This window comes from Kitasatospora sp. NPDC096140, assembly GCF_040303045.1.
In the GTDB taxonomy this organism is placed as follows: domain Bacteria; phylum Actinomycetota; class Actinomycetes; order Streptomycetales; family Streptomycetaceae; genus Kitasatospora.
In genome coordinates this window covers 237,548-263,671 of record NZ_JBEOUW010000010.1, presented here as the reverse complement: position 1 = coordinate 263,671, position 26,124 = coordinate 237,548, and the positions used below count along the sequence as shown (strand labels likewise).

Here is a 26,124-nt window from a genome sequence, read left to right as displayed (position 1 = left end):
CGCCCGGTTACATTCCGAACCCGGAAGCTAAGCCTCACAGCGCCGATGGTACTGCAGGGGGGACCCTGTGGGAGAGTAGGACGCCGCCGAACAATCATTCCAAAGAACCCCTGATCCACTCGGATCAGGGGTTCTTTGCATTTCCGGACACTGCGCCGGGCGCCGCTTTCAGACCTTCAGCTTGAAGCCGACGTGCGACGGAACGAACCCGAGCCGCTCGTAGAAGCGGTGCGCGTCGGTGCGGGTGGCGTCGGAGGTGAGCTGGACGAGGTCGGCGCCGAGTTCGCGGGAGCGCTGGACGGCCCACTCGATCAGGACGGAGCCCAGCCCGTTGCCGCGCTCGTCGGCGTGGATGCGGACGGCCTCGATGATCGTGCGGGTGGAGCCCTGTCGGGAGAGGCCGGGCACGACGGTGAGCTGCAGGGTGCCGACGGTCCGGCCGGCGCGGTCGGCGACGACCAGGTGCTGGTGCGGGTCGCCCTCGATGCGGGCGAAGGCGGTGCGGTAGGCGGTCAGGTCGTCGGGGCTCTCGCGGGTCGCGCCCAGCGGGTCGTCCGCGAGCATCGCCACGATGGCCGGGAGGTCCGCCCCGGTCGCCCGGCGGATCGTCAGATCGGTCGTGTCGTTCATGATCAGAGAATAGAAGCCTTTCCACGGTTCCCACCCGTCCCTGTCTACGCCCGTAGCGCCCCTGCACGGCCCTCCTGGGGGCCGATCAGGGCCGATCAGGGGTGGGCAAGGTCCCTGATGGCGTCGGGCCGGGGTGAGGCGGTGTCACGCCCCGGGCGGGGCACTGGTGATGACGGCGAAGACCGCGCCGTGCGGGTCGACCAGCTGGGCGAGGCGGCCGACGCCGTGGACGTCGGTGGCGGGGACCTTCACGGTCGCGCCGATGGTGGCGGCGATGGCGAGGCCGGCGTCCGCGTTGGGGACCTCGAAGTACGGGAGCCAGTGCGAGCCGGTGCCGGCGGCGGTCTGCTGGGGGCCGAGCTGGACGATGCCGCCGTGGGCGTCGTCGGTGCCGCCGCCCGCGGGGGTGAGGACGGTGTAGATCGAGCCGTCGAACGGGACGTCCTGCTCCTGCCAGTCGAAGACGGTGCGGTAGAAGGACTTGGCGAGTTCGGCGTCGATGCTGTGGCACTCGGCCCAGCAGAGGCTGCCCTCCTCGTCGACGACGTCCAGGCCGCGGGTGTCGTGCGGCTGCCAGACGGCGAAGTCGGCGCCGGTCGGGTCGGTGTAGCCGGCCATCCGGCCCGAGGTGAAGACGTCGAAGGGGGCGAACCGGACGCGGCCGCCGGCCTTCTCGACCAGTGCGGTGGTGCGGTCGGCGTCCGGGGTGGCGAAGTAGAGCGTCCAGCCCGGCAGGGAACTCTCGTCGGTGAGCGGGCCGAGGGCGGCGACGATCCGGCCGTCGAGGCGGAAGAACCCGTAGCCGCCCGACTCGGGGCCGGCCGAGTCGAAGGTCCAGCCGAACAGCGCGGTGTAGAAGTCGACGGAGGCCCGGGTGTCGGGGCTGCTCAGGTCGAGCCAGTCGGGGGCGCCGGGGCGGAAGGCGGTGTTGAGCATGTCGGGCACTGCTCCTCGGACGGGCCGGGCCCGGGCGGGCGCGGTCGACGGTCCCCCTGCCTACTCACAGCCTGGCACCTCGGCGATGGCGCTGCACGGCAGGCTTCCGGCCCGGGATCCGGGCGTTCGCGGCTGTGGGCTTGTCGGGGCCGGGCGGTACCGTGCGTAGCGGAATGATCCACCCGTACCGGTCGAAGGGGGCCCGGTGAGCAAGCAGGCGCAGTCGGGACAGCAGCCGTTCCAGCTCGCGCAGGTCGAGGGGGTGCTGGAGCGGATCACCTACGCCAACGAGGAGACCGGCTACACGGTGGCCCGGGTCGACACCGGCCGGGGCGGGAACGACCTGCTGACCGTGGTGGGCGCGCTGCTGGGGGCGCAGGTCGGGGAGTCGCTGCGGCTGCACGGGCGGTGGGGCTCGCACCCGCAGTACGGGCGGCAGTTCACGGTGGAGAACTACACGACGGTGCTGCCGGCCACGGTCCAGGGCATCCGGCGGTACCTGGGCTCGGGGCTGATCAAGGGGATCGGGCCGCGGTTCGCCGAGCGGATCGTGGAGCGCTTCGGTGTGGACACCCTGGAGGTGATCGAGAACGAGCCGGGCCGGCTGATCGAGGTGCCGGGGCTGGGGCCGAAGCGCACCAAGAAGATCGCGGCGGCCTGGGAGGAGCAGAAGGCCATCAAGGAGGTGATGGTCTTCCTGCAGGGGGTCGGGGTGTCGACCTCGCTGGCGGTGCGGATCTACAAGCAGTACGGCGACGCGTCGATCGGCGTGGTGAAGAACGAGCCGTACCGGCTGGCGTCGGACGTCTGGGGCATCGGATTCCTGACGGCGGACCGGATCGCCCAGGCGGTGGGCATCCCGCACGACAGCCCGGAGCGGGTGAAGGCGGGGCTGCAGTACGCGCTGTCGCAGAGCAGCGACCAGGGGCACTGCTTCCTGCCGGAGGAGCGGCTGATCGCGGACGGCGTGAAGCTGCTGCAGGTGGACGTGGGGCTGGTGATCGACTGCCTGGCCGAGCTGGTCGCGGCCGAGGGGGTGGTCCGCGAGACGGTGCCGGGGGAGGCGGGCGAGCCGATCACCGCGGTCTACCTGGTGCCGTTCCACCGGGCGGAGATCTCGCTGGCCAACCAGCTGCTGCGGCTGCTGCGTTCGGACACGGACCGGATGCCGTGGTTCGCGGGCGTGGACTGGTCGGTGGCGCTGGAGTGGCTGGCGAAGCGGACGGGGGCCGAGTTGGCGCCCGAGCAGGAGCAGTCGGTGCGGCTGGCGCTGACGCAGAAGGTCGCGGTGCTGACGGGCGGTCCGGGCTGCGGCAAGTCGTTCACGGTGAAGTCGATCGTGGCGCTGGCGCTGGCGAAGCGGGCGAAGGTGGTGCTGGCGGCGCCGACCGGGCGGGCGGCGAAGCGGCTGTCGGAGCTGACCGGGGCGGAGGCCTCGACGGTGCACCGGCTGCTGGAGCTGAAGCCGGGCGGGGACGCCGCGTTCGACCGGGACCGGCCGCTGGACGCGGACCTGGTGGTGGTCGACGAGGCCTCGATGCTGGACCTGATCCTGGCGAACAAGCTGGTCAAGGCGGTGCCGATGGGCGCTCACCTGCTGTTCGTGGGGGACGTGGACCAGCTGCCGTCGGTGGGCGCCGGGGAGGTGCTGCGGGACATGCTGGCCGAGGGCGGGCCGATCCCGTCGGTCCGGCTGACCCGGATCTTCCGGCAGGCGCAGCAGTCGGGCGTGGTGACCAACGCGCACCGGATCAACGAGGGGAAGCCGCCGCTGACGGATGGTCTGGCGGACTTCTTCCTGTTCGCCGAGGACGACGCGGAGCGGGCGGCCGGGCTGACGGTGGACGTGGTGGCGCGGCGGATCCCGCAGAAGTTCGGCTTCGACCCGCGCCGGGACGTCCAGGTGCTGTCCCCGATGCACCGCGGCCCGGCCGGGGCGGGGAACCTGAACACGCTGCTGCAGGGGGCGGTGACGCCGGCCCGGGAGGGGGTGGCGGAGCGGCGTTTCGGCGGGCGGACGTTCCGGGTGGGGGACAAGGTGACCCAGATCCGCAACAACTACGACAAGGGGCGGAACGGCGTCTTCAACGGCACAGTGGGAGTGGTGACCGCCCTCAGCGTGGACGACCAGCGGTTGACGGTGGTCACCGACGAGGACGAGGAGGTGGTGTACGACTTCGACGAACTCGACGAGCTGGCCCACGCGTACGCGGTGACGATCCACCGCTCGCAGGGCAGCGAGTACCCGGTGGTGGTGATTCCGGTCACTATGTCCGCTTGGACGATGCTCCAGCGAAATCTGCTCTACACCGCTGTGACCAGGGCGAGGAAACTCGTGGTACTGGTCGGGTCACGCAAGGCGATCGCGCAGGCCGTTCGGGCCGTCAGTGCAGGTCGGCGGCATGCGGCGCTCGATCATCGGCTTGCTTCTGGATGATTATCCAACAGGATCGTTGCCTCTAATGTTCTCTTGACGTGAAGAGATTTACGGCAGAGCCTAGGGTGGTGCCGATCTTGTCCGGTTCGTACCGGCTACGGCGGCAGGTTTTGTAGGGGCGGGCCCTTCCGGGCCACCCCGGGTGCGCGACTGTCCTCCGGATGGGGGATGGTGGAGACAGTCAGGGCACCTTGGAAGAGGATTCATTTCGTCGGTGAGGAAGACGTGAGCGACAACTCGGTAGTACTGCGGTACCAGGACGGCGAGTACGAGTACCCCGTCGTCGAGAGCACTGCGGGCAACGCCGGCTTCGACATCTCGAAGCTGCTCCCGCAGACCGGCCTGGTCACCCTGGACAACGGCTTCGGTAACACCGCCGCGTACAAGTCCGCGATCACCTTCGTGGACGGCGACAACGGCATCCTGCGGTACCGCGGCTACCCGATCGAGCAGCTCGCCTCGCAGGGCGGCTTCATCGAGACCGCGTACCTCCTGATCAACGGCGAGCTGCCCAACGCGGACCAGCTGGCGGAGTTCAACCGCGAGATCACCCAGCACACCCTGCTGCACGAGGACGTCAAGCGCTTCTTCCAGGGCTTCCCGCGGGACGCCCACCCGATGGCCATGCTGTCCTCGGTGGTCGGCGCGCTGTCCACGTTCTACCCGGAGAGCCACAACCCGTTCGACGCGGCCCAGCGCCACCTGTCGACGGTCCGCCTGCTCGCCAAGCTGCCGACGATCGCCGCGTACGCGTACAAGAAGGCGATGGGCCAGCCCTTCGTCTACCCGCGCAACGACCTGAGCTACGTCGAGAACCTCCTGCGGATGACGTTCGCCGTCCCCGCCGAGGACTACGAGCTCAACCCGGTCGTCGTCAACGCCCTGGACAAGCTGCTCATCCTGCACGCGGACCACGAGCAGAACTGCTCGACCTCCACCGTGCGCCTGGTCGGCTCCAGCCACGCCAACCTGTTCGCCTCGATCTCGGCCGGCATCTCGGCACTGTGGGGCCCGCTGCACGGCGGCGCCAACCAGGCCGTGCTGGAGATGCTGGAGAGCATCCAGAAGGACGGCGGCGACGTCGACGCCTTCATCACGAAGGTCAAGAACAAGGAAGCCGGCGTCAAGCTGATGGGCTTCGGCCACCGGGTCTACAAGGCGTTCGACCCGCGCGCCGCCCAGGTGAAGCTGCTCGCGCACGAGGTCCTCGGCCAGCTCGGCAAGAGCGACGAGCTCCTCGACATCGCGCTCAAGCTGGAGGAGCACGCCCTCAAGGACGACTTCTTCATCTCGCGCAAGCTGTACCCGAACGTGGACTTCTACACCGGCCTGATCTACCGCGCCATGGGCTTCCCGACCAGCATGTTCACCGTGCTGTTCGCCCTCGGCCGGCTGCCGGGCTGGATCGCCCACTGGCACGAGATGATCAACGACCCGACCAGCCGGATCGGCCGCCCGCGCCAGATCTACACCGGCACCGCGATCCGCGACTACGTCCCGCTTGAGGGTCGCTGACGACGCGCGCGAAGACGCCGACGCCGGGCACCGACCCGGACGGAAGCTGAAAGGGGCCCGGCCGCTGCCTGAGCGACCGGGCCCCTCCGCGTCCCCGCACCGCACCCCCGGAGGGGTCCGTGCGGGGACGGAACCGTACGGCGCACGACTCCGGGGCCGGCCGCAGCCCGAGACGGCCGCTCAAAGCGTCCCTGGCCCGCCAGTACCCCGGCGCCGTGCGCGAAGGCCGTCGAGAAGACGACCCTTCCCGGGGCCCGCCGGAGCCCCGCCGGCGACAGCCGGTGGAAGCGCGGGGACACGTTGCCGTTCAGCGTGCCCCGCCCATCGGAAAAACTGCCGCACTACCAACCTAAGACGTATCAGGGTGCGAGAAGTTACGCCCGGGGGGTGTGAGCTGCCTCTCGCCACGCTCCGTGTGCGCGTCGTACCCCGCCCATATCACACCTTCTCTCGCGCGGGACGTCACCCTCCCCGCAGTCACGGCAACCGAGCGTGATAGGAATCGTGGCATTCCGGTACGGACCGCCACGCACACTCGCAGCGCGGCGGCGGAACTGGGGAGGGAGTGCGCAGATGGCCAGGAACGTCGTCGTCACCGGCGGTGGCACGGGAATCGGGTACGAAGTCGCGCGGCGGTTCGCCGAGGCGGGTGACCGCGTGGTGATCGTGGGCCGCCGCCGCGCGGTCCTGGAGAAGGCCGCGGCGGACCTCGGGGCGGACGTCACCCCGCTGGTGTGCGACCTCGCCGACCCGGACGCCGTGGAGGACGCACTGCGCGAACTGCCCGAGCGGATCGACGTCCTGGTCAACAACGCCGGCAGCCGGGAGACCGTGGTCGGCGGCGGACCGCACGCGCTGCTCGCCCGCTGGCGCGGCGACTTCGAGCGCAACGTGCTGACCGTGGTGCTGCTCACCGAGTCGATCCGCGACCGGCTCACCCCCGGCTCCGGCCGGGTGGTCACCATCAGCTCCATCGCGGCCCTGCGCGGGGCCGGCTCCTACGGCGCGGCGAAGGCCTCGCTGCACGCCTGGAACAACTTCCTGGCCGCCCAGTTGGGCACCTCGGGCATCACCGCCAACATCGTCGCGCCCGGGACGGTCAGCGGCACCGAGTTCTTCGGGCCGCGGCTGGACGAGGCCGAGGTGGCCCGGCGGGCGGCCCGCACCCTGCTCGGCCGGATCGGGGAGACCGGCGAGGTCGCGGCGGCGGTGCACTTCCTCGCCTCGCCCGAGGCCGGGTTCATCACCGGTGAGATCCTGCACTGCAACGGCGGCGAGCTGCTGGGGCGTTGACGTACGGCGAGGGGCCCGGACCGGTGGCGGTCCGGGCCCCTCGTGCGTGCCCCGGGGCGCGCGGGAGCCGCCCGGCCCCCGGGGCACGCGGGAGCTTCCCGGGGCCGCTCAGGCGGCCCGGAAGCGGCGCAGGCGCAGGCTGTTGGTGAGCACGAAGACCGAGGAGAAGGCCATGGCCGCGCCGGCGATCATCGGGTTGAGCAGCCCGGCCGCGGCCAGCGGCAGGGCGGCGACGTTGTAGCCGAACGCCCAGACCAGGTTGCCCCTGATGGTGCCGAGGGTCCGGCGGGAGAGCCGGATGGCGTCGGCCGCCGCGCGCAGGTCGCCGCCGACCAGGGTGAGGTCGGCGGCCTCGATCGCGGCGTCGGTGCCGGTGCCCATCGCGAGGCCGAGGTCGGCCTGGGCGAGGGCCGCGGCGTCGTTGACACCGTCGCCGACCATCGCGACGACCCCGCCCTCGGCCTGCAACCGCCTGACCGTCGCGACCTTGTCCTCGGGGAGCACCTCGGCGATCACGTCCTGCGCGGGGATGCCGACCTCGGCCGCGACCGCCTCGGCGACCGCCCGGTTGTCTCCGGTCAGCAGCACCGGGCGCAGGCCCAGCGCGCGGAGCCGGGCGACCGCCTCGGCGCTGGTCGGCTTGACCGCGTCGGCGACCTCCAGGACGGCCCGCGCCTCGCCGTCCCAGCCGACCGTGACCGCGGTGCGGCCGGCCGCCTCGGCGGCGGCCCTGGCGCGGGTCAGGGAGGGCGGCAGGTGCAGGGCCCGGTCGGCGAGCAGCGCCTCGTGCCCGGCGACCACCGCGCGGCCCGCCACGACGCCCTCCACGCCCCGGCCGGGGACGCTGCGGAAGCCCTCGACGGCGGGCACTTCGCCGGCCTTGGCAGCGGCGTCGGCGATCGCCCGGGCGATCGGGTGCTCGGAGGCGTGTTCGACGGCGCCGGCCAGGCGCAGCGCCTCGCTCCGGTCGACGCCCTCGGCGGTGTGCACGGCGACCACGGCCATCCGGCCGGTGGTGACGGTGCCGGTCTTGTCGAGCACGACGGTGTCCACCGCGCGGGTGGTCTCCAGGACCTCCGGGCCCTTGATCAGGATCCCGAGCTGGGCGCCGCGGCCGGTGCCCACCATGAGCGCGGTCGGGGTGGCCAGGCCGAGCGCGCAGGGGCAGGCGATGATCAGGACGGCCACGGCCGCGGTGAAGGCCTCGGTGGGGCTGTCGGTGACCAGCAGCCAGGTGACCAGGGTGGCCAGGGCGATCAGGATCACCACGGGGACGAAGACGGCGGAGATCCGGTCGGCCAGCCGCTGGGCGGCGGCCTTGCCGTTCTGGGCCTCCTCGACCAGCCCGGCCATCCGGGCCAGCCGGGTGTCGGCGCCGACCCGGGTGGCCTCGACCACCAGGCGCCCGCCGGCGTTGACGGTGGCACCGGTGACCGGGTCGCCGACGGTGACCTCGACCGGGGCGGACTCGCCGGTCAGCATCGAGGCGTCCACGGCGGAGCCGCCCTCGACCACCACGCCGTCGGTGGCGATCTTCTCGCCCGGGCGGACCACGAAGCGCGTGCCGACGGCCAGCCGGTCCACCGGCAGGCGCACCTCGCGTCCGTCCTGCAGGACCGCGACGTCCTTGGCGCCGAGGTCGAGCAGCGCGTGCAGCGCGGCGCCCGCCCGGCGCTTGGAGCGGGCCTCCAGCAGGCGGCCGAGCAGGATCAGCACGGTGACGGCGGCAGCGGTCTCCAGGTAGAGCGCGGCGGAGGCGTCGGTGTCGCCGACGGAGAGCGAGAAGGCGTGGTGCATCCCGGGCAGGCCGGCGTGGCCCAGGAAGAGCGCCCAGACCGACCAGCCGAAGGCGGCCAGGGTGCCCAGTGAGACCAGGGTGTCCATGGTCGCGGCGCCGTGCTTGAGGTTGGTCCAGGCGGCGCGGTGGAACGGCAGGCCGCCGTACACCACGACCGGGCCGGTGAGCGCGAAGGCCAGCCACTGCCAGTTCGTGAACTGCAGGGCCGGGACCATCGACAGCACGACCACCGGGACGCCGAGGACGGTGCCGATCACCAGCCGGTCGAGCAGGGGGTCGGTCCGTTCGGGACGGGCCGGCCCGGGCGCCGCGGTGGCGGGACGGGCCGGCTCGGGGACGGCGGGCGCCGGGGGCGGGGGGAGCTCGGCGGTGTAGCCGGTGCGCTCGACCGTGGCGATCAGCTCGGCCACCGTCACCCCGGGGCCGTAGTCGACCCGGGCCTTCTCGGTGGCGAAGTTGACGGTCGCCTCGACGCCGTCCATCCGGTTGAGCTTCTTCTCGATCCGGGCCGCGCAGGAGGCGCAGGTCATCCCGCCGATCGACAGCTCGACCCGGTCCCGGGCCTCGACGTCGGGGGCGGACGTGCTCATGCGGATCAGCTCCTTGCTGGGGGCGTACGGCGGGGGCCGTCGGTCGGGCCGCCGGTCGGGGCCCCGCCGTACCTCGGTGGTTCAGGCGCTGCGGCCGACCAGCTCGTAGCCGGCCTCGTCGACGGCGGCGCGGACCTGCTCGTCGTCCAACGGGGCGGCGGAGAAGACCGTCACGGTCCCGGCCTTGGCGTCGGCGGCGACCTCGGTGACACCGGTCAGGGTGGAGAGCTCCTCGCTGATCGCCTTCTCGCAGTGGCCGCAGCTCATGCCGGACACGGTGTAGGTGATGGTGCTGGACATCGGGGCCTCCGGGAGGTCGGTGAGGGTTCCTGTGCTGACGACTGTCGATGACTGCTGATGACACCATACCCCTGAGGGGTATCGGTCGAGGGGGTGGGGGAGGTGGATCGAATCGTAGGCGACGGGGTGGGCGGGTGGGTGCCGTGATCGTCCCTTATGTTCGGTATGTGTTTCCGATCCGCCGCGCCCAGTCACCCTCGGCACCCGGGGCAGCCGGACTGCCGCCGGACCGGCAGCGCGGCGCCCTGCTGGCCGCCGACCTCCAGGACGTGCCGCTGTGGCGGCGCGCCGCTCCGGCGCTGCTCGCCACCCTGCTGGTGGGGCTCGCGGACCTCCTCTCCGGCAAGGACCGCTACCTCGCCCCGCTGATGACCGTCGTGCCGACCATCGCGGCCCTCACCCTGCGGCCCCGCGAACTGCTCGCGGTCTGCACGCTCGGACTGCTCGCGGTGTTCGGGCTCAGCCACTACGACGAGGTCGACAACATCAACGACGCGCGGTTCCTCTACGGCGCGATGGTCAGCTACGTGGTGGTGACGCTGTTCTCGGCCTGGGTCGCCGGGCTCCGGATGCGGCGGGCGGCGGCCTTCGCGGCCGTCAGCTCCGTCGCCGAGGCCGCCCAGCGGGCCCTGCTGCGGCTGCCGGGGCCGGTGGTCGGGCCGCTGCGGCTGGCCGTGCGGTACGTTTCGGCGGCGGACGCCTCGCGGATCGGCGGGGACCTCTACTCCGTCCTGGAGACGCCGCACGGCACCCGGGTCGCGGTCGGGGACGTCCGGGGCAAGGGGCTGGCAGCGGTGCAGACCGCGGCGGTGGTGCTGGGCGCGTTCCGTGAGGCCGCGTACGACGAGGCCGGGCTGCGGGGTGTCGCGGCGCGGGTCGAGGCCAGCGTCGAACGGCACGTCCCGGACGGCGAGTTCACCACGGCGCTGTTCGCGGAGTTCCGCGCGCCCGGGGCCGTGGAGCTGCTGCAGTACGGGCACGTGCCGCCGATCCGGGTCGACGGCGAGGGACGGGCGCTCGTCCTGCACGCGCCGGACCCGTGGGTGCCGCTGGGCCTCGGCCGGCTGGCCGCGGGGGAACCGACCAGCTGGGGGCAGCCGTTCGGGCCGGAGGACGTGCTGGTGCTCTGCACGGACGGGGTGATCGAGGCGCGGCACCGGGCGACCGGGGAGTTCTACCCGCTGGCGGAGCGGGTGGGGCCGCTGGTGCGGGGAGCCGCGCGCTCGGCGGGCGAGCTGGAGGCGGCGGTCGGGCGGGTGTACGGGGACCTGCTGGCGCACACCGGCGGGGAGCTGCGGGACGACGCGTTGCTGCTGCTGATCGCGCGGACGGACGGCTGACCGACGCCCGGGGTGCGGCGGGGGCGCGGGGTGCGGGGGAGGGCATGGGGGAGCGGGGCGCGGTGCCGGTCGGGGCCCTCCGTTCCGCGCAGTTCCCCGCGCCCCGGTCGGAGCACGGGGAAGAGGGGAGGGGCCGGGGGACTGCGCGGGTAGGGGGCGGGGCGGAGCGGGCTCAGGCGGTGGTGTCGGCGAGGGCGCGGAAGACGAGGGCGGTGGAGGTGGCGCCCGGGTCCTGGTGGCCGATGCTGCGTTCGCCGAGGTAGGAGGCGCGGCCCTTGCGGGCCCGGAGCGGGACGGTGTCGCGGGCGCCCCGGTCGGCGGCGTCGGCGGCCGCGGCGGCGGCCTCGGCGAGCGTGGCACCGCCGGCGGCCGCGGCGCGGAAGGCGGCGAGGGCCGGGGTCCAGGCGTCCACGATGGTCTTGTCCCCGGGCTCGGCCTTGCCGAGGAGACGCACGGCGTCCAGTCCGGCGGACAGGGCCTCGGCGACGTCGGCCGGGCTGGCCGGCTCGGGCAGGGCGGCGCCGATGGCGCGGAAGGCCTTGCCGTAGAGCGGGCCGGAGGCGCCGCCGACCTTGGAGATGAGCGTGGTGCCGGTCCTGGTGAGGACGGCGCCCGGGCCCGTCGGGTGGAGGCCGTCGAGGGCGGCGAGGGCGGCCGTGAAGCCGCGGTGGAGGTTGCTGCCGTGGTCGCCGTCGCCGATCGCCGAGTCCAGCTCGGTGAGCCGGGACTGCTCCTCGTCGACGGCCGCGGCCACGGCGCGGATCCAGGCCTCGGCCCGTGCGGTGTCGAACAGCGGGGAGTCGAACACCGGGGTGTCGGGGTCCATCGCGAATCCTCCTCAGGCCCGCTTGAGGGCGGGGGTGTCGACCGGGGCGTCCCACAGTTCCAGCAGCTGGGCGTCGGCCTTGGTGAGGGTGAGCGAGAAGCCCGCCATGTCCAGGCTGGTGACGTAGTTGCCGACCAGGCTGCGGGCCACCCCGATGCCGCGCTCGGCCAGCCGGGCGGCGACCTCGCCGTAGACCACGTACAGCTCCAGCAGCGGGGTGGCGCCCAGGCCGTTGAGCAGGGCGATCACCTCGTCGCCCGCCGTCAGGTGGTGGTCGGTCAGGACGGTCTCGACGACCTCGGCGGCCAGCTCGCGGGCCGGGCGGAGCTTCTCGCGGCGGCGGCCGGGTTCGCCGTGGATGCCGACGCCGACCTCGATCTCGTCCTCGGGCAGGTCGAAGCCCGGCTTGCCGGCGGCCGGGACGGTGGCGGCGGTGAGCGCGATCGCGAAGGAGCGGGAGGCGGCGTTGACCCGCTCGCCCAGGGCGGCCACCTCGTCCAGCGGGGCGCCGCGCTCGGCCAGCGCGCCGGCGGTCTTCTCGACCAGGACGGTCGCGCCGGTGCCCCGGCGGCCGGCCGTCCAGGTGGAGTCCTCGACCGCGACGTCGTCGTTGACCAGGACGGTGCGGACCTCCAGGCCCTCCTCGGCGGCGAGTTCGGCGGCGAGCTCGAAGTTCATCACGTCGCCGGTGTAGTTCTTCACGACGAAGACGACACCGGCGCCGTTCTCCACGGCCTTGGCGGCGGCCAGCATCTGGTCCGGGACGGGCGAGGTGAACACCTCGCCGGGGCAGGCGGCGTCGAGCATGCCGGGGCCGACGAAGCCGCCGTGCAGCGGTTCGTGGCCGGAGCCGCCGCCGGAGATCAGCGCGACCTTGGGGCCGGCCGGGCGGGCGGCCCGGGTGATCACCCGGTTCGGGATGTCCACCGCCAGCTCCGGATGGGCGGCGGCGAATCCGGCCAGGGCGTCCTCCAGGACCCCCTCCGGGGTGTTGATCAGCTTCTTCAACGCTCTTCGCTCCCTTGGTGAGGACGCTACGGTCGTCAACGCCGTCGACCCGACGCTACGCCAGACGGGGGTGGTGGGCACGGGGTGCGACACGCGCGTTTCCGGTCACCCTCCCGGAGCAGCGGGCGTTGCCCGTAGGGTCGTCGGCATGAGCGGAAACGTGGGCATCGTCCTGGTCTCGCACAGCGCCCGGCTCGCGGAGGGGCTGCGCGAGCTGCTCGGTGAACTCGCCCCGGACGGCGTGCGGGTGGTGGTCGCCGGCGGGACGGAGGACGGCGGGCTCGGCACCAGCTACGACCTGATCGCCGGGGCGGTCGCGCAGGCGGACGGTGGGGCGGGCGTGGTCGTGCTGCCGGACCTCGGCAGCTCGGTGCTCACCGCCGTCACCGTCCTGGAGGACGAGCCGCGGCCGGGCGTGCGGCTGGTGGACGCGCCGTTCGTCGAGGGTGCGGTGGCCGCCGCCGTCACCGCCTCGACCGGCGCGGGGCTGGCCGAGGTGGTCGCGGCGGCCGAGGACGCGCGCTCCTTCCGGAAGCTGTAGGGGCGCCGGCCGGGCGCGTCACTCGGCGCCGGCCGGGTGCGTCACGTGGGCATCGGCCGGGGCGTCACTTGGCGTCGGCGTAGCAGTCCACCACCGCCGTGGTCAGCGGGAAGCGCACCGGGGTGTCGCCGAAGACCAGCCGGCGGGCCTCCTCGGCGGCCTCGGCGACGGCGGCGGCCACGTCGTCGGCAAGGTTGGCCGGGGTGTGCACCATCACCTCGTCGTGCTGGAAGAACACCAGGTGCGGGCGGTCCGCCGGGCCGGTCGCGGGCAGCTCGCCCAGCCGCCGGCGCAGCGCCGCGAGCAGGGCGAGCGCCCAGTCGGCGGCGCTGGCCTGGATGACGAAGTTGCGGGTGAAGCGGCCCCGGGCGCGGGCCGTGCGGCCGCCGGCCTCGCCCGCGGCGTCGGCCTCGGTCAGGTCGAGGAAGTCGGCGGAGGCCGGCGGGCAGACCCGGCCGAGCCGGGAGGCGACCACGCCGCCGTCCTCGCCGGTGCGGGCGGCGGCCTCGACGTAGCCCATCGCGGCCGGGTAGCGGCGGCGCAGGGTGTTCAGCAGCGGGCCGATGTCGCCGCTGGTCTGCCCGTACATGGCGCCGAGCAGGCCGAGCTTCGCCTTCTCGCGGTCGCCCTGGAAGGCGGTGGCGGCGAGCGCCTCGTACAGGTCGCCGCCGGCCGCCGTGCGGGCCAGCCCGGCGTCCTGGGAGAGCGCGGCCAGCACCCGGGGCTCCAACTGGGCGGCGTCGGCGACCACCAGCAGCCAGCCCGGGTCGGCGACCACGGCCCGGCGCAGGATGCGCGGGATCTGCAGGGCGCCGCCGCCGCGGCTGGCCCAGCGGCCGGAGACCACGCCGCCGACCACGTACTCGGGCCGGAAGCGGCCGCCGCGGGCCCAGGCGTCCTGCCAGGCCCAGCCGTGCGCGACGTGGATCCGGGCGAGCTCCTTGTAGCGGACGAGCAGCCGGGCGGCCGGATGGTCGATGCCCTTGAGCTCCCAGGACCGGGTGGAGCCGAGCTGGATGCCCGCCTCGCCGAAGGCGCGCAGCACCTGGGTGTGCGAGTCGGGGTTGAACGGCTTGGCGCCGAGGGCCTCCTGGAGCTCGACGGCGAGGTCGGCGAGCCGCCGCGGCTGGGTGCCGGGGACGGCGGGGCGGGGGCCGAGCAGTTCGGTCAGCAGCCGGTCGTGGACGTCGGTGCGCCAGGGCAGGCCGTCGTAGGCGATCTCCGCGGCCACCAGGGCGCCGGCCGACTCCGCGGCGACCAGCAGCCGGAACCGCTGCCGGGCGCCCGGCTCGGCGATCGCGGCGATCCGGCGCTGCTGCTCCGCGTGGACGGCGACCACGGCGGCCAGCGGGTCGGCGCCCGGGGGCAGCTGCAGCCGGTCGGGGGCGAACAGGGTGTCCTGGCCGCCGTCGGCGTCGGCCGGGCCGGGCTCGGCCAGGTCCGCCGGGACGGGCAGGCCGCGCAGCCGGCACCAGGCGGCGCCGAGCGAGCGCGGCGCGCCGAACCGGCCCTCGTGCGCCAGCAGCAGCGCCTCGACCAGCCGCAGGTCGTGGCAGCGGGCGAGCCGGTCGGGCAGCCGCGCCAGCAGCGGGGCGTACGCGGAGTCGGCGGCGGCCCAGACCCAGCGGGTCTGCCCGGCCGCCTCCCGGGCGGCGACCGCGGCGGCGAGGTCGCGGACGGTTTCGGGCGGGCCGAGCGGGGCGCCGGCGTCGTCCAGCGGCTGGAGGCGGCCGCCGGGGCCGTGCGGGTCGGGCGCGAGGGCCGTCCTGGGTGCCACGGGGGCTGCTCCTCTCCGGCGCGCGGTCGGGCGTGCGGGTACGGGCACGGATGTGCGGGCTTGCGGGTGTCCTCCGCTGACGTTAACGGGTGGGTACGACAACGGGCTCGGGCCGCATAGGCAGGGCGGGTGACACCGCGTATGGTCGGCGAAATGACCGAGAACCCGTTCTTCCGGCCCAGCACGCTGGACTACGAGCTGCCCCCCTTCGCGGAGATCCGGGAGGAGCACTACCTGCCCGCCTACGAGCGCGGGATGGCCGAGCAGCTCGCCGAGATCGCGGCGATCACCGCCGACCGGAGCCTGCCGACCTTCGAGAACACCCTGGTGGCCCTGGAGCGTTCCGGGGAGCTGCTGCGCCGGGTGGACGCGGTGTTCCGCAACCAGTCCTCCTCGGACACCACCGACCTGCTGGACGAGGTGGAGGCCAAGGTCAGCCCGCTGCTCGCCGCCCACCACGACGCGATCCACCTGGACCGCGCGCTGTTCGCCCGGATCGAGGCGCTGTACCGGACCCGCACGGAGCTCGGCCTGGACCCGGAGTCGCTGCGCCTGCTGGAGCGCCGGTACACGGGCTTCGAGCGTTCCGGGGCCCGGCTGGGCGAGGCCGAGCAGGCCCGGCTGCGCGAGCTGAACGCCGAACTCGCCGCGCTGGGCACCACGTTCCAGCAGAACGTGAACGCCGCGACCCGGGCCAACGCGCTGGTGCTGGACTCCGCGGCGGAGCTGGCCGGGCTGTCCGAGGGCGCGATCGCCGGCGCGGCGGAGAACGCCCGGGTGCTCGGCCACGAGGACAAGTACGTGCTGAGCCTGAAGAACACCTCCGGTCAGCCCGAACTCGCGCAGCTGACCGACCGCTCGGTGCGCGAGCGGCTGCTCGCCGCCTCGCTCGGCCGGGGCATCGAGGCCAACGGCCCGATCGCGATCCGGATGGCCGGGCTGCGCGCCGAGCGGGCCGCGCTGCTGGGGCACCCGAGCCACGCCGCGTACGTGGTGGCAGACGAGACGGCGGGCACGGTCGAGGCGGTCTCCGCCCTGCTGGCCCGGCTGGTCGGGCCGGCCGTGGCCAACGCCCGCCGGGAGGCCGCCGAGCTGGCCGCGGCGGCCGCCGCGGACGGGATCGGGGAGATCGCCGCGCACGACTGGGCGTACTACTCGGAGAAGGTCCGGCAGAGCTCCTTCCAGGTCGACGCGGCGGTGCTGCGCCCGTACTTCGAGCTGGAGCGGGTGCTGCGCGACGGCGTGTTCTTCGCGGCGAACCTGGCGTACGGCCTGAGCTTCACCGAGCGGACGGACCTGACGGCCCACCACCCGGACGCGCGGGTCTTCGAGGTGTTCGAGGAGGACGGCACCGCGCTGGGCCTGTTCGTCGGCGACTTCCACGCCCGGGCGTCCAAGCGCGGCGGTGCCTGGATGGACTCGCTGGTCGAGCAGTCCGCGCTGACCGGGCGGCGGCCGGTGGTGCTGAACAACCTCAACATCCCGCTCCCGGCGCCCGGCGAGCCGGTGCTGATGTCCTGGGACGAGGTGCGCACGCTCTTCCACGAGTTCGGGCACGCGCTGCACGGTTTGTTCTCGGACGTGCGGTACCCGCTGTTCTCGGGCACCTCGGTGCCCCGGGACTTCGTGGAGTTCCCGTCGCAGGTCAACGAGATGTGGATGGTCCGGCCGGAGGTGCTGGCCAACTACGCCCGGCACCACGAGACCGGGGAGCCGCTGCCGGCCGGGCTGGTCGAGCGGATGACGGCGGCCGAGGGCTTCGGGCAGGGCTTCCGGACGGTGGAGTACCTGGCGGCCACGCTGCTGGACTGGGCCTGGCACACCGTGCCGCAGGGCGAGGAGATCGCGGACGCCGAGGAGTTCGAGTCCCGGGCGCTCGCGGCGGCCGGGGTCGGGGTGGACGCGATCCCGCCGCGCTACCGGACGACGTACTTCCAGCACGTCTTCGCCAGCGGCTACAGCGCGGCGTACTACGCCTACATCTGGTCGGAGGTGCTGGACGCCGACACCGTGCAGTGGTTCGAGGGCAACGGGCGGCCGGTGCGGGAGAGCGGCGAGGTGTTCCGGCGCGAGCTGCTGGCGCGCGGGTTCAGCCGGGACCCGCTGGAGTCCTTCCGCGCGGTGGTCGGCCGGGCACCGGAGACCGGGCCGCTGCTGGCCCGCCGGGGGCTGCTGTAGCGCGGGGCCCGGCGGGGCCTCACCGGGCCGTGAGGGTGACCGTCACGGCGGTGCCCGGTCGGGCGTGCGGGAGCCGGATCCGTACGGTTCCCGCGTGTCCGTCCGCGGGCTGCTCGATCTCGACGCGGGCGTCGGCGGGGGAGACCGCGACGCCCGCGCCGTGCGGGAACGCGGCGGGCGGCAGGACGAGTTCGCTGCCGTGCCCGGTGCCGTCGGCGCTCCAGCGGACGGTGCCGCCGTCCGTGCGGACCCCGGTGCCGGCCACGGCGGCGGGGTACGGGCCGAAGGCGGGCTCGTCGCCGGGGGCGGGGTGCCCGGCCGGGTCGAGCGCGCAGTAGCCGCCGGCGCCCCGGCACCAGTACCACATCGTCCAGCCCTCGGCGAAGCCGTCCATCGCGGCGACCTGCCGGCGGACCAGCAGGCGGTTGCCCGGCCGGCGGGAGTCCGGCGGCCCCCACTCGCCGACCAGGACCGGCAGGCGGTGGGCGGCGGGGTAGGCGGTGATCGCGGCGGCGTACTGCTCGACGAAGCCGTCGGACGGGTCCCAGTCGGCGCCGTTCTCGACGGCGGTGGAGTAGAAGTGCGGCGCGTAGCCGAGCCGGGGGGAGCCGGGGCGGGGGTCGGTGAAGCCGGGCAGTTGCGTCGGCACGCCCTGGCCGACCAGGACGGTCGGTTCCACGAACAGCCAGGCGCGGGTGTCGGCCCGGCGCACGGCGGCGATCAGGCGGCGGTACATGTCGGCGAGCCGGCCCTGTTCCAGGGCGGCGGAGGCGGCGGCCAGCACCGCCGGGTCGCTCGGGTCGCCGTCCACCGGGCCGAACGGCTCGTTGAACAGGTCGTAGCCCAACAGCGAGCGATGGCCGCGCAGTTCGCGGGCGAGCCGGGTATAGAAGTCGGCCTGCCAGGCGCGCAGGTCGGGGTCGTCGTAGAGGTGGCGGAAGGCGGCCTGGACGGCGGGCTGGAAGTAGCCAGCGAACCAGTCGTCCGGGTCCGGGGTGAAGGGCAGGCCGTCGTCCCGGGTGGCCCAGACCGGGATGCCGTTGGTGCCGCCGCCGAACTTCGGGCCGTAGACGTCCTGGTGGAAGTCGACCAGGACGAGCAGGTTCAGGCGGTCGGCCCAGCCGAGGAGCCGCTGCAGGCGCTGCAGCTCGGCGCCGTCGAGGTGGCCGCGCCGCGGCTCCAGCCTGGTCCAGGAGACCGGCAGCCGGACGAGCGTGAAGCCCTGGGCGGCGACGGACCGGAGGTCGGCCTCGGTGGCCTCGGCGTACTTGTCGAGGTTGAAGCCGCGCAGCCCGAGCCGGCGGCCGCGGGCGTCGGTGAGGGCGGTGCGGCCGTCGGGGGAGGTGGCCGTGCCGGTGGGGAAGTGCGCGGTCGCGGCGCCCCGGGCCGGGTTCGGCGCACCCTGCGCCGGAGCGGCGGTCAGCGCGGCGGTGGCGGCGAGCAGCAGGGCAACGGCGGTGCGGCGCAGGCGCATCGGGGACCTCGCACGGCGGGGGGTGGGGGCCCCGATGATGCCCGTGCTGCCGCCCCCTGCACAAGGGTCGTGCGCGAAAGGGGAGTTCGGCCGCGGGAGGTCGGTGCGTGCGGGCGGTCAGTCCGCGGCGGGCTCGGCCGGGGCGGTCGGCAGGACGGCGGTCGGCAGGTCCGCGGCGGCGGCCAGGCGGCCCCAGAGCAGGTCGGCCAGGGCCTGCACCATCCGGGTGCGCGAGCAGGGCTTGGTCTCCAGCCACCAGTCCCCGGCGGCCAGCACCATGCCGGTGATGCCCCGGCCCCAGGCCTCGGCGAGCAGGTCGCGGTCGGCTCCGAGGTCGACCTGGCTCTGCACGGCCCGGGTGATCTCCTCGGCGATCTGCCGGAGCGCGGGGGCGAGTGCGTTGCCGGCGCCGCTCGGGTCGCCCGGCTCGGGGTGGGTGAGCAGCCGGTAGACCTGGGGCCGGGCCTCGATCCCGGCGAGGTAGGTGTCCAGCACGTGCTCGACCCGGTCGCGGCGCTCCAGCGGCTCGGCGAGGGCGGCGCGGACGGCGGCCAGCAGGCCGCCGGTGTGCCGCTCGGTGAGGGCTCTGATCAGGCCGTTCCGGTCGCCGAAGTGCCGGTAGAGGATCGGCTTGGTGATGCCGGCCTCGGCGGCGATGGCGTTCATGCTGGCGCTCGGTCCCTCGCGCTGGATGACCCGGTCGGCGGCGTTGAGCAGCTGCTCGCGGCGGGGCTCTCGGGACATGCGCTGCTCCTCGGAAGTGGGGGGCCGACTCGGTGTCGACACCGGTCGCGGGCGTTGACACCGGTTACCAATCAGTAGCAGACTCCGACGATGTTACCCGAGGTAACACCCCGGTCGGCCGCACCACGTCTTCGGAGGCAAGCACCCATGAGCAGCACGTTCTCGCTGGACCCGGGCGCGGACCAGCTCGCCGTACGCGACTGGCTGCACGGCTTCGCCGCCGACGTGATGCGCCCGGCCGCCGCCGAGTGGGACGAGCGCGAGGAGACCCCCTGGCCGGTCATCCAGGAGGCCGCCAAACTGGGCATCTACTCCCTGGACTTCTACGCCCAGCAGTACTTCGACCCCTCCGGCGTCGGCATCCCGATCGCGATGGAGGAGCTGTTCTGGGGCGACGCGGGCATCGGGCTGTCCATCGTCGGCACCACCCTGGCCGCCGTCGCGGTGCTGGCCAACGGCACCGACGAGCAGATCGGCACCTGGACCCCGCAGATGTTCGGCACCCCCGAGGACGTCAAGGTGGCCGCCTTCTGCTCCTCCGAGCCGGACGCCGGCTCCGACGTCTCCGCGCTGCGCACCCGTGCGGTGTACGACGAGGCCAAGGACGAGTGGGTGCTCCACGGCACCAAGACCTGGGCCACCAACGGCGGGATCGCCGCCGTCCACGTGGTGGTCGCCACCGTCGACCCCGCGCTCGGCGCCAAGGGACAGGCCTCCTTCGTCGTCCCGCCGGGCACGCCCGGACTGAGCCAGGGCCAGAAGTTCAAGAAGCACGGCATCCGGGCCTCGCACACCGCCGAGGTGGTGCTGGACGGCGTCCGGGTGCCCGGCAGCTGCCTGCTCGGCGGCAAGGAGAAGCTGGACGAGCGGCTGGCCCGGGCCCGCGAGGGCGTCAAGCGCCCGGGCGCCAAGGGCAACGCGGCGATGGCCACCTTCGAGGCCTCCCGCCCGGCCGTCGGCGCGCAGGCGATCGGCATCGCCCGGGCCGCGTACGAGGTGGCGCTGGACTACGCGAAGACGCGCGAGCAGTTCGGCCGCCCGATCATCGACAACCAGGGCGTGGCCTTCCAGCTCGCCGACATGAAGACCCGGATCGACGCGGCCCGGCTGCTGGTGTGGCGGGCCTCCTGGATGGCGGTCAACAACCAGCCGTTCACCGCGGCCGAGGGCTCGATGTCCAAGCTGTACGCGGGCGAGACGGCCAAGTACGTCACCGCGCAGGCGATGCAGATCCTCGGCGGCAACGGCTTCACCCGGGAGTACCCGGTGGAGCGGATGCACCGGGACAGCGCGATCTACTCGATCTTCGAGGGCACCAGCGAGATCCAGCGGCTGGTGATCGCCCGGGCGATCTCGGGGATGCCGATCCGCTGAGCGGTCCGCAGGCCGTCCCGCGCCGAACCCGTGGGGGGTTCGGCGCGGGACGGCCTGTTTCCGACGCTCCCCCGGGGGCTCAGAACCGGGGCGGGCGGCCCTCCAGGAACGCGGCGAGGCCCTCGTGGACGTCCGAGGCCTCGCGGGAGCGGCGCTCCCACGGCTCCAGCGCCTGCGCCGCCTGCTCCGGCGGGACGGCCAGCGCGGCCTTGACGGCACCGATGGTCTGCGGCGAGCGCCGGGTCAGCAGCCGGGCGAACTCCAGCGCGTTCCCGTCCAGTTCGCCGGCGGGGACGACCCGGTCGGCCAGGCCGATCACGGTGGTGCGCAGGCCCTGCACCAACTCGCCGGAGAACAGCAGGTACTTGGCCTGGGACGGGCCCACCAGCCGGGCCAGCCGCAGGGTCGGCACCGCCGGGTAGACCACGCCGAGCTTGGCCGGGGTGATGCCCATCCGCACGTCGTTCGCGACGAACCGCAGGTCGCAGGCGACCGCCAACTGGCAGCCGCCGCCGACGCAGGCGCCGTGCACCACCGCGATCGTCGGGTGCGGGAAGGCCGCCAGGGCCTCCTCGGCGGCCACGTTGACGGCGTGGTAGTCGTCGGCGCGGTCCGGGTCGCCGTAGACCTCGGCGAGTTCGTCGATGTCCGCGCCCGCGCTGAAGGTGCCGTCGGCGCCGGTGACCAGCAGGACCCGCACGCCCGGTTGCTCGGCGATCCGGAACAGCAGCTTGGGCAGGGCCTGCCACATGGCCAGCGTGATGGCGTTGCGGCGCAGCGGGCGCGAGAACGTCAGCACCGCGACGCCGTCCTCACCGATGTGGGCGAGCAGGCCGTCGACGTCGGTGGACAGCGGGGTGCGACCCCGGGTGAGCAAGGGCTGGTCCATGCGTACCTCCGGATGATCGTGGTGCGCACACCTTCTCAGGGCGTGTCGGCGCAGTAGTCCCCGAGTCCCCGTTCGACCAGGGCGAAGGCGCGGTGGGTCGAGTCGAGCGCGGCGGGCAGCGCGTCCTCGGCGCGTTCGCCGGTCAGCATCCGGCGCTGGTTCTCGCCGGTCAGGGTCAGCCGGGCGGCCAGCAGTTGGGCCGCGGCGACCCTGGCGGTGAGCTCGTCGTGGGCCGGGTCCTGGGCGAGCAGTTCGGCGGCCAGCAGGGTCTGCGCCTTCTGGTCGAAGCCGGCGGTGGCGCGCATCAGCAGGGCCGGGGTCCGGTGGATCACCCGGACCACGTCGAGCACGACCGGGTCGTCGTTCAGCCCGGTGGCCGGGTCGAACTCCCCCAGCGCGGCGAGGAACTGCTCGCGCAGCGCAGCCACCGCCGAGGTGCCCGGGGCACGCTCGCGCACCACCCGGGCCGGCTCGTCGAGGTGCTGCTCCATCGGGCCCATGACCAGGTCTTCCTTGGTGGGGAAGTAGTTGAAGACGGTCATCTTGGAGACGTCGGCGGCGGCCGCGATCTCGGCCACCGAGACCTGGTCGAAGCCCCGTTCGGCGAACAGCGCGACGGCGGTGCGCCAGAGCCGGATGCCGGTCTGGATCTTCTTGCGCTCACGCAGCGGGAGCGCGTCGAGGTCGAAGCCGTGATCGAGGCCGCGTTCGAAGCCGGAAGGGGACGCCATGGCCGAACTGTACCAGGAACAACGATTGACCGGGCTCATTGATTGGCTCGGATGAAATATGGCCCAGGATCAAGGATTGACCGAGTCTAAGAATCCTGTCATGGTGGTGCCGTTCCCGCCGGACCGCACCGGTCCGGGCGGACTCCGACGACCCCGGGGGGATTCGACGATGGCGCCCACCGCCCTGATGACACCGGCCCAGCGCAAGCTGGGCATGCTGATCTGCCTGGTCACGATCGTGCTGGCCGTGCTCGACATGAACATCGTGTCGGCGGTGAGCGTGCCGATCGTCCGCGAGCTCGACCCCGTCCACGGCGTCGACCGGCTGCCCTGGCTGGTCAGCGCGTTCGCCCTGGCCGCCACCGCGCTGCTGCCGCTCTACGGCAAGCTCTGCGACCTCTACGGCGCCAAGCGCGTGCTGCTCGGCGCGGTCGGCGCCTTCCTGCTCGGCTCGGCGCTCTGCGGGGCCGCCCAGACGATGGGACAACTGATCGCCTTCCGGGCCGTCCAGGGCATCGGCGGCGGCGGACTGATGAGCGTCACCATGGTCGTGATCGCCCACCTCAAGGACCCGGAGGACGCGGGCGGCGGCAAGGGCGGCGCGGTGGGCGGGGTCGTCGCCGGCCTCGGCATGGCGATCGGCCCGCTGATCGGCGCACTGTTCACCGACCACCTCAGCTGGCGCTGGATCTTCTACGTCAACCTGCCGCTCGGCCTGCTGGTCGTGGTCGGCGCCGCCCTGGTGCTCAAGCTGCCCGCCTCGGCCGGACGCCGTAGCCTGGACTTCCTCGGCGCGGCCCTCGCCGCCGCCTTCGCCACCGGGCTGCTCCTGGTCACCGAATGGGGCGGCAAGGACTACGCCTGGACCTCCCCGGTGATCCTCGGGCTCGCCGCCGCGACCCTGGCCGCGTTCGCGCTCTTCCTGTGGCGCCAGGCCACCGCGGCCGAGCCGGTGCTGCCGCTGTCGCTGTTCCGGATCCGCGCGGTGCGCCTCGGCTTCGCGATCCAGGGCCTCGTCGGGATGGCCATGACCGGCTCGATCGTCTACGTGATGATCTACCTGCAGCTCGCCCGCGGCGTGGCCCCGACCTCGGCGAGCCTCTACCTCGTCCCGATGGCGGCCGGGATGACCGCGGTCGGGCTGCTGGTGGGCAGGCTGACCGCCCGCGGCCACCTGCCGCAGACCTTCCTGGTGGCCGGCGCGGGCCTCGCGGCGCTGGCCCTGCTCCTGCTCGGCCTCAGCGGACCGGCCACCCCGCTGTGGGTGGTGCTGGCCGAACTCGCCCTGCTGGGCTGCGGGCTGGGGCAGCTGATCGGCCAGCTGGTGATGCTGGTGCAGGCCGCCGCGCCCGCCCACCAGCTCGGCGTCGCGACCACCGGGGTGCGCTTCTTCCAGACCCTCGGCAGCGCGCTCGGCGCGGCGCTGTTCGGCACCGTGCTGGCCCGGGTCTACGAGGCCGGCGAGCCCGGCGGGTCGTTCGGCGCGCTCCGCACCCTCGCCGGGGCCGCCCGCGAGCACGCGCTGGGCAGCTTCACGGACGCCGTGGACGTGGTGTTCCTGTCGGCGGGCGGGCTGCTGACGCTGGCGCTGCTGTTGGCGCTGCGGCTGCGGGCGGCCGGGGGCACGGGGACCGGGGCGGCGGAGGAGCGCTCCGAGGAGCAGCGGCCGGTGCTCGCGGCCTGAACGGCCTGAACGGCCTGAGCGGCCGGGGCGGCCGGGGCCGGAACACCCGGGGCGGCAGGGGCCCGGTGGACTGCGGGGGAGTCCACCGGGCCCCTGCCGTGTCCGCTCCCGCCGCCCCGGCTCCGGGCTCGGTCCCGCCGGGGCCCATGCCTGCCGGGGCCTCGGTCCTGCCGGGGCCTCAGGCCTGGGCGGACCACTCGTGGGCCAGGATCGCCCAGATCTCCTTGTCGAGGCGGACCCCGTTGTGCAGGTACCACTCGCGCAGCACGCCGTCCCGCTTCATGCCGACCCGCTCGGCGACGGCGCGGCTGCGGGCGTTGACGGAGGTGCACCACCACTCGGCCCGGTGCAGGCCGCGGGTGACGAAGGCGTAGTCGAGCAGGTGCCGGACGGCGGCGGTGATCAGCCCGCCGCCCTGGCCGGCAGGCTCGGTCCAGGCGCCGATCTCGCAGACGCCGGACTTGGTGTCGAAGCCGACGAACATGACGCCGCCGACCAGCGTGCCGTCCTTCCAGATGCCGAAGATCCGCTTCTGGTCGGCGGCCTGGCCGTCGGCGTAGCGCTGCAGGGTGGCGCGGGCGGAGTCCAGGTCGGTGGAGAAGGTGGCCCAGGGGATCCACGGGTCGGTGTGGGCGCGGGCCCGGTCGATGTGGGCCAGGAACTCCGGGGCCTGCCACGGCTCCAGCGGGCGCAGTTCGGCGTGGTCGGTGAGCTGTACGGCAAACACGGGCGGGCCTTTCGGGGGCGGTGCGCGGGCTGGTCGGAATCATTCATAACAAACGTTTGGTATGTACGATAGCCCCCATGACACCGGCCCGTGGAGACCATGACGCCCGCCGCTCGGAAGTGTCCGCGGGGGTGTGGCGGGTGCTCTCCACCCGGGGCTTCGAGGGGCTGACCCTGCGCGCGGTCGCCGCCGAACTGGGCGCCTCCACGGGACTGTTGACGCACTACTTCCCGAACAAGCGGGCGCTGCTGAGCCACGCCCTGGAGGAGCTGGACCGGCGCTCGGGCGAACGGCCCCGGCGCACCGCGCCCGCCGACGGCAGCCCGCCGCCGCCCGCCGGGCTGCCCCGGCTGCGGGCGGCGCTGCTCGACGTCCTGCCGCTGGACGCGGACGCCGCGGCCGGCAACCGGATCTGGGTCGGCTCCTGGGACCACGCCCTGGCCGATCCGCAGCTGGCGGACGCGCACGCGGGCCGCTACGCCCGCTCGCGGGTGGCGCTCACGGAGATCGTCGCGGACGCCCAGCGGCTCGGGGAGCTCCCGGCGCAGGCCGACCCGGCCGAAGTCGCCGCCGGTGCGCAGGCCTTCGTGCTCGGGCTGGTGGTGCAGGCGCTGTTCGCCCCGGGCGAGTTCCCGCCGGAGCGGCAGATCGCCCTGCTGGACGCCCATCTGGCCGGGCTGGCGGGCTGACCCGCCCTCCGGCGGGCCGCCGGAATGCTCCCGGGTGGGGGATTCGCCCGGGATTCCGCCGTTCGCGGAGCCCGGCGGGACCGTCCGAGCCGTTCGATTCCGGAACCGGCGGCATTGGCCGCGGTTTTCGAAGCGGTCATGACACGCATTGTCACGGGTTATGCGCGGTGGGTGTTTGGCATTACCGGGAGAACCGGCGCGACTACACATGGTCGCGATCGGCGCGATGGCCTGCGGGAATTGCGGGTGGTGCCCCCAGCAGGATTCGAACCTGCGACCTACCGCTTAGAAGGCGGGTGCTCTATCCGCTGAGCTATGGGGGCGGGACGGGCGACGCCCGGGGGTGGGCGTGACCGTGGCCGGGATCGGGCGACGAGCGCCGGGGCGCGCGTTGTCCGGCCCGTACCTGAGGGTGGGGGTGGGGGTGGTGGCCCCTCGCCCTGTCGGGGACAGGATAAGGGTGTCCAGTTCCTCGGCCGGGTGTGACGACACCGTCGTTGGTGTGTCGGTTCGGTGGAGCGGTCCGATAATCGCAGGTGAAGGCCGTGAGTGCAGCGGTCTGGGAGTGTTCCGCGCCGGACGTTGTGCAGTCGTTACGGGGCTGCCTCCTCACCCGTTATGGATTCGACACGGAGAATGTGCC

At 73.8% G+C, this 26,124-nt stretch carries 21 protein-coding genes, 1 tRNA gene and 1 rRNA gene; 10 read left to right on the top strand and 13 right to left on the bottom strand.

The annotated features are described in order from the left end of the window. Positions 1 to 92, top strand: a 5S ribosomal RNA gene (gene rrf / locus ABT048_RS13550); the annotation flags it as partial. A gap of 76 nt (positions 93 to 168) precedes the next feature. On the opposite strand, the gene ABT048_RS13545 is transcribed toward rrf, so the two are convergent. Both ABT048_RS13545 and ABT048_RS13540 read right to left on the bottom strand, forming a co-directional pair. Next, entirely contained in the window at positions 169 to 630 is a 462-nt protein-coding gene (locus ABT048_RS13545; RefSeq protein ID WP_350521517.1) for a GNAT family N-acetyltransferase, read from the bottom strand. A 144-nt stretch (positions 631 to 774) separates the two neighbouring features. After that, positions 775 to 1,566, bottom strand: coding sequence for a VOC family protein (locus ABT048_RS13540; protein ID WP_350521516.1), 792 nt, complete (start codon positions 1,564 to 1,566; stop codon positions 775 to 777). A gap of 205 nt (positions 1,567 to 1,771) precedes the next feature. On the opposite strand from ABT048_RS13540, the gene recD2 reads away from it, so the two are divergent. The 3 genes from recD2 (at position 1,772) to ABT048_RS13525 (ending at position 6,811) form a co-directional block, all read left to right on the top strand. Beyond that, complete coding sequence (gene recD2, locus ABT048_RS13535; protein WP_350521515.1) at positions 1,772 to 4,003, top strand: SF1B family DNA helicase RecD2; 2,232 nt, start codon at positions 1,772 to 1,774, stop codon at positions 4,001 to 4,003. Positions 4,004 to 4,228: 225 nt separating this feature from the next. Next, positions 4,229 to 5,518 carry a citrate synthase gene (locus tag ABT048_RS13530; RefSeq protein ID WP_350521514.1) on the top strand — a complete coding sequence of 430 codons (1,290 nt, stop codon included), beginning with the start codon at positions 4,229 to 4,231 and terminating at the stop codon, positions 5,516 to 5,518. A 573-nt stretch (positions 5,519 to 6,091) separates the two neighbouring features. After that, a complete protein-coding gene (locus ABT048_RS13525) occupies positions 6,092 to 6,811 on the top strand; it encodes an SDR family NAD(P)-dependent oxidoreductase (RefSeq protein ID WP_350521513.1) in 720 nt (239 codons plus the stop codon). A gap of 108 nt (positions 6,812 to 6,919) precedes the next feature. On the opposite strand, the gene ABT048_RS13520 is transcribed toward ABT048_RS13525, so the two are convergent. Together ABT048_RS13520 and ABT048_RS13515 are read right to left on the bottom strand one after the other, a co-directional pair. Beyond that, positions 6,920 to 9,199: a heavy metal translocating P-type ATPase gene (locus ABT048_RS13520; protein ID WP_350521512.1), complete on the bottom strand. Its 2,280-nt coding sequence runs from the start codon at positions 9,197 to 9,199 to the stop codon at positions 6,920 to 6,922. An 81-nt stretch (positions 9,200 to 9,280) separates the two neighbouring features. Beyond that, complete coding sequence (locus ABT048_RS13515) at positions 9,281 to 9,499, bottom strand: heavy-metal-associated domain-containing protein (RefSeq protein ID WP_350521511.1); 219 nt, start codon at positions 9,497 to 9,499, stop codon at positions 9,281 to 9,283. A gap of 167 nt (positions 9,500 to 9,666) precedes the next feature. Between ABT048_RS13515 and ABT048_RS13510 the strand changes: the two genes are divergently transcribed. After that, complete coding sequence (locus ABT048_RS13510) at positions 9,667 to 10,839, top strand: PP2C family protein-serine/threonine phosphatase (RefSeq protein ID WP_350521510.1); 1,173 nt, start codon at positions 9,667 to 9,669, stop codon at positions 10,837 to 10,839. Positions 10,840 to 11,011: 172 nt separating this feature from the next. On the opposite strand, the gene dhaL is transcribed toward ABT048_RS13510, so the two are convergent. Both dhaL and dhaK read right to left on the bottom strand, forming a co-directional pair. Next, complete coding sequence (dhaL, locus tag ABT048_RS13505; protein ID WP_350521509.1) at positions 11,012 to 11,665, bottom strand: dihydroxyacetone kinase subunit DhaL; 654 nt, start codon at positions 11,663 to 11,665, stop codon at positions 11,012 to 11,014. 12 nt (positions 11,666 to 11,677) lie between these two features. Beyond that, on the bottom strand, positions 11,678 to 12,673 hold the full coding sequence (dhaK, locus tag ABT048_RS13500) for a dihydroxyacetone kinase subunit DhaK (RefSeq protein WP_350521508.1): 996 nt from the start codon (positions 12,671 to 12,673) through the stop codon (positions 11,678 to 11,680). A 148-nt stretch (positions 12,674 to 12,821) separates the two neighbouring features. On the opposite strand from dhaK, the gene dhaM reads away from it, so the two are divergent. Continuing rightward, positions 12,822 to 13,214, top strand: coding sequence for a dihydroxyacetone kinase phosphoryl donor subunit DhaM (gene dhaM, locus ABT048_RS13495; RefSeq protein ID WP_350521507.1), 393 nt, complete (start codon positions 12,822 to 12,824; stop codon positions 13,212 to 13,214). A gap of 64 nt (positions 13,215 to 13,278) precedes the next feature. Here the strand turns inward: dhaM and ABT048_RS13490 are convergent, their stop codons facing one another. Continuing rightward, complete coding sequence (locus tag ABT048_RS13490) at positions 13,279 to 14,991, bottom strand: bifunctional 3'-5' exonuclease/DNA polymerase (RefSeq protein ID WP_350521506.1); 1,713 nt, start codon at positions 14,989 to 14,991, stop codon at positions 13,279 to 13,281. Positions 14,992 to 15,144: 153 nt separating this feature from the next. Here ABT048_RS13490 and ABT048_RS13485 point away from each other — a divergent pair, with 153 nt between their 5' ends. Next, complete coding sequence (locus ABT048_RS13485) at positions 15,145 to 17,169, top strand: M3 family metallopeptidase (protein WP_350521505.1); 2,025 nt, start codon at positions 15,145 to 15,147, stop codon at positions 17,167 to 17,169. A 19-nt stretch (positions 17,170 to 17,188) separates the two neighbouring features. On the opposite strand, the gene ABT048_RS13480 is transcribed toward ABT048_RS13485, so the two are convergent. Both ABT048_RS13480 and ABT048_RS13475 read right to left on the bottom strand, forming a co-directional pair. Next, entirely contained in the window at positions 17,189 to 18,643 is a 1,455-nt protein-coding gene (locus tag ABT048_RS13480) for a cellulase family glycosylhydrolase (protein WP_350521504.1), read from the bottom strand. A gap of 117 nt (positions 18,644 to 18,760) precedes the next feature. After that, positions 18,761 to 19,387, bottom strand: coding sequence for a TetR/AcrR family transcriptional regulator (locus tag ABT048_RS13475; RefSeq protein WP_350521503.1), 627 nt, complete (start codon positions 19,385 to 19,387; stop codon positions 18,761 to 18,763). A 147-nt stretch (positions 19,388 to 19,534) separates the two neighbouring features. On the opposite strand from ABT048_RS13475, the gene ABT048_RS13470 reads away from it, so the two are divergent. Beyond that, the gene (locus tag ABT048_RS13470) at positions 19,535 to 20,761 is read left to right on the top strand and encodes an acyl-CoA dehydrogenase family protein (protein WP_350521502.1); all 1,227 of its coding nucleotides are present in this window, start codon (positions 19,535 to 19,537) and stop codon (positions 20,759 to 20,761) included. 79 nt (positions 20,762 to 20,840) lie between these two features. Here ABT048_RS13470 and ABT048_RS13465 read toward each other — a convergent pair whose 3' ends face one another. Further along, complete coding sequence (locus ABT048_RS13465) at positions 20,841 to 21,650, bottom strand: enoyl-CoA hydratase/isomerase family protein (RefSeq protein WP_350521501.1); 810 nt, start codon at positions 21,648 to 21,650, stop codon at positions 20,841 to 20,843. A gap of 35 nt (positions 21,651 to 21,685) precedes the next feature. Then, positions 21,686 to 22,381: a TetR/AcrR family transcriptional regulator gene (locus tag ABT048_RS13460; protein WP_350521500.1), complete on the bottom strand. Its 696-nt coding sequence runs from the start codon at positions 22,379 to 22,381 to the stop codon at positions 21,686 to 21,688. A gap of 169 nt (positions 22,382 to 22,550) precedes the next feature. On the opposite strand from ABT048_RS13460, the gene ABT048_RS13455 reads away from it, so the two are divergent. Then, complete coding sequence (locus ABT048_RS13455; protein ID WP_350521499.1) at positions 22,551 to 24,065, top strand: MFS transporter; 1,515 nt, start codon at positions 22,551 to 22,553, stop codon at positions 24,063 to 24,065. A gap of 178 nt (positions 24,066 to 24,243) precedes the next feature. Here the strand turns inward: ABT048_RS13455 and ABT048_RS13450 are convergent, their stop codons facing one another. After that, positions 24,244 to 24,792 carry a GNAT family N-acetyltransferase gene (locus tag ABT048_RS13450; protein ID WP_350521498.1) on the bottom strand — a complete coding sequence of 183 codons (549 nt, stop codon included), beginning with the start codon at positions 24,790 to 24,792 and terminating at the stop codon, positions 24,244 to 24,246. Between the two features lie 77 nt (positions 24,793 to 24,869). Here ABT048_RS13450 and ABT048_RS13445 point away from each other — a divergent pair, with 77 nt between their 5' ends. Continuing rightward, entirely contained in the window at positions 24,870 to 25,481 is a 612-nt protein-coding gene (locus tag ABT048_RS13445) for a TetR/AcrR family transcriptional regulator (RefSeq protein WP_350521497.1), read from the top strand. Positions 25,482 to 25,728: 247 nt separating this feature from the next. Here the strand turns inward: ABT048_RS13445 and ABT048_RS13440 are convergent. Beyond that, a tRNA-Arg gene (locus ABT048_RS13440) sits at positions 25,729 to 25,804 on the bottom strand. Positions 25,805 to 26,124: the final 320 nt, after the last annotated feature.

Coding starts and splice junctions, on each gene's coding strand:
- ABT048_RS13545 (WP_350521517.1), bottom strand. CDS start 630: ATGAACGACACGACCGATCTGACGATCCGCCGGGCGACCGGGGCGGAC.
- ABT048_RS13540 (WP_350521516.1), bottom strand. CDS start 1,566: ATGCTCAACACCGCCTTCCGCCCCGGCGCCCCCGACTGGCTCGACCTG.
- ABT048_RS13525 (WP_350521513.1), top strand. CDS start 6,092: ATGGCCAGGAACGTCGTCGTCACCGGCGGTGGCACGGGAATCGGGTAC.
- ABT048_RS13520 (WP_350521512.1), bottom strand. CDS start 9,199: ATGAGCACGTCCGCCCCCGACGTCGAGGCCCGGGACCGGGTCGAGCTG.
- ABT048_RS13515 (WP_350521511.1), bottom strand. CDS start 9,499: ATGTCCAGCACCATCACCTACACCGTGTCCGGCATGAGCTGCGGCCAC.
- dhaL (WP_350521509.1), bottom strand. CDS start 11,665: ATGGACCCCGACACCCCGGTGTTCGACTCCCCGCTGTTCGACACCGCA.
- dhaM (WP_350521507.1), top strand. CDS start 12,822: ATGAGCGGAAACGTGGGCATCGTCCTGGTCTCGCACAGCGCCCGGCTC.
- ABT048_RS13485 (WP_350521505.1), top strand. CDS start 15,145: ATGACCGAGAACCCGTTCTTCCGGCCCAGCACGCTGGACTACGAGCTG.
- ABT048_RS13480 (WP_350521504.1), bottom strand. CDS start 18,643: ATGCGCCTGCGCCGCACCGCCGTTGCCCTGCTGCTCGCCGCCACCGCC.
- ABT048_RS13475 (WP_350521503.1), bottom strand. CDS start 19,387: ATGTCCCGAGAGCCCCGCCGCGAGCAGCTGCTCAACGCCGCCGACCGG.
- ABT048_RS13470 (WP_350521502.1), top strand. CDS start 19,535: ATGAGCAGCACGTTCTCGCTGGACCCGGGCGCGGACCAGCTCGCCGTA.
- ABT048_RS13465 (WP_350521501.1), bottom strand. CDS start 21,650: ATGGACCAGCCCTTGCTCACCCGGGGTCGCACCCCGCTGTCCACCGAC.
- ABT048_RS13460 (WP_350521500.1), bottom strand. CDS start 22,381: ATGGCGTCCCCTTCCGGCTTCGAACGCGGCCTCGATCACGGCTTCGAC.
- ABT048_RS13455 (WP_350521499.1), top strand. CDS start 22,551: ATGGCGCCCACCGCCCTGATGACACCGGCCCAGCGCAAGCTGGGCATG.
- ABT048_RS13445 (WP_350521497.1), top strand. CDS start 24,870: ATGACACCGGCCCGTGGAGACCATGACGCCCGCCGCTCGGAAGTGTCC.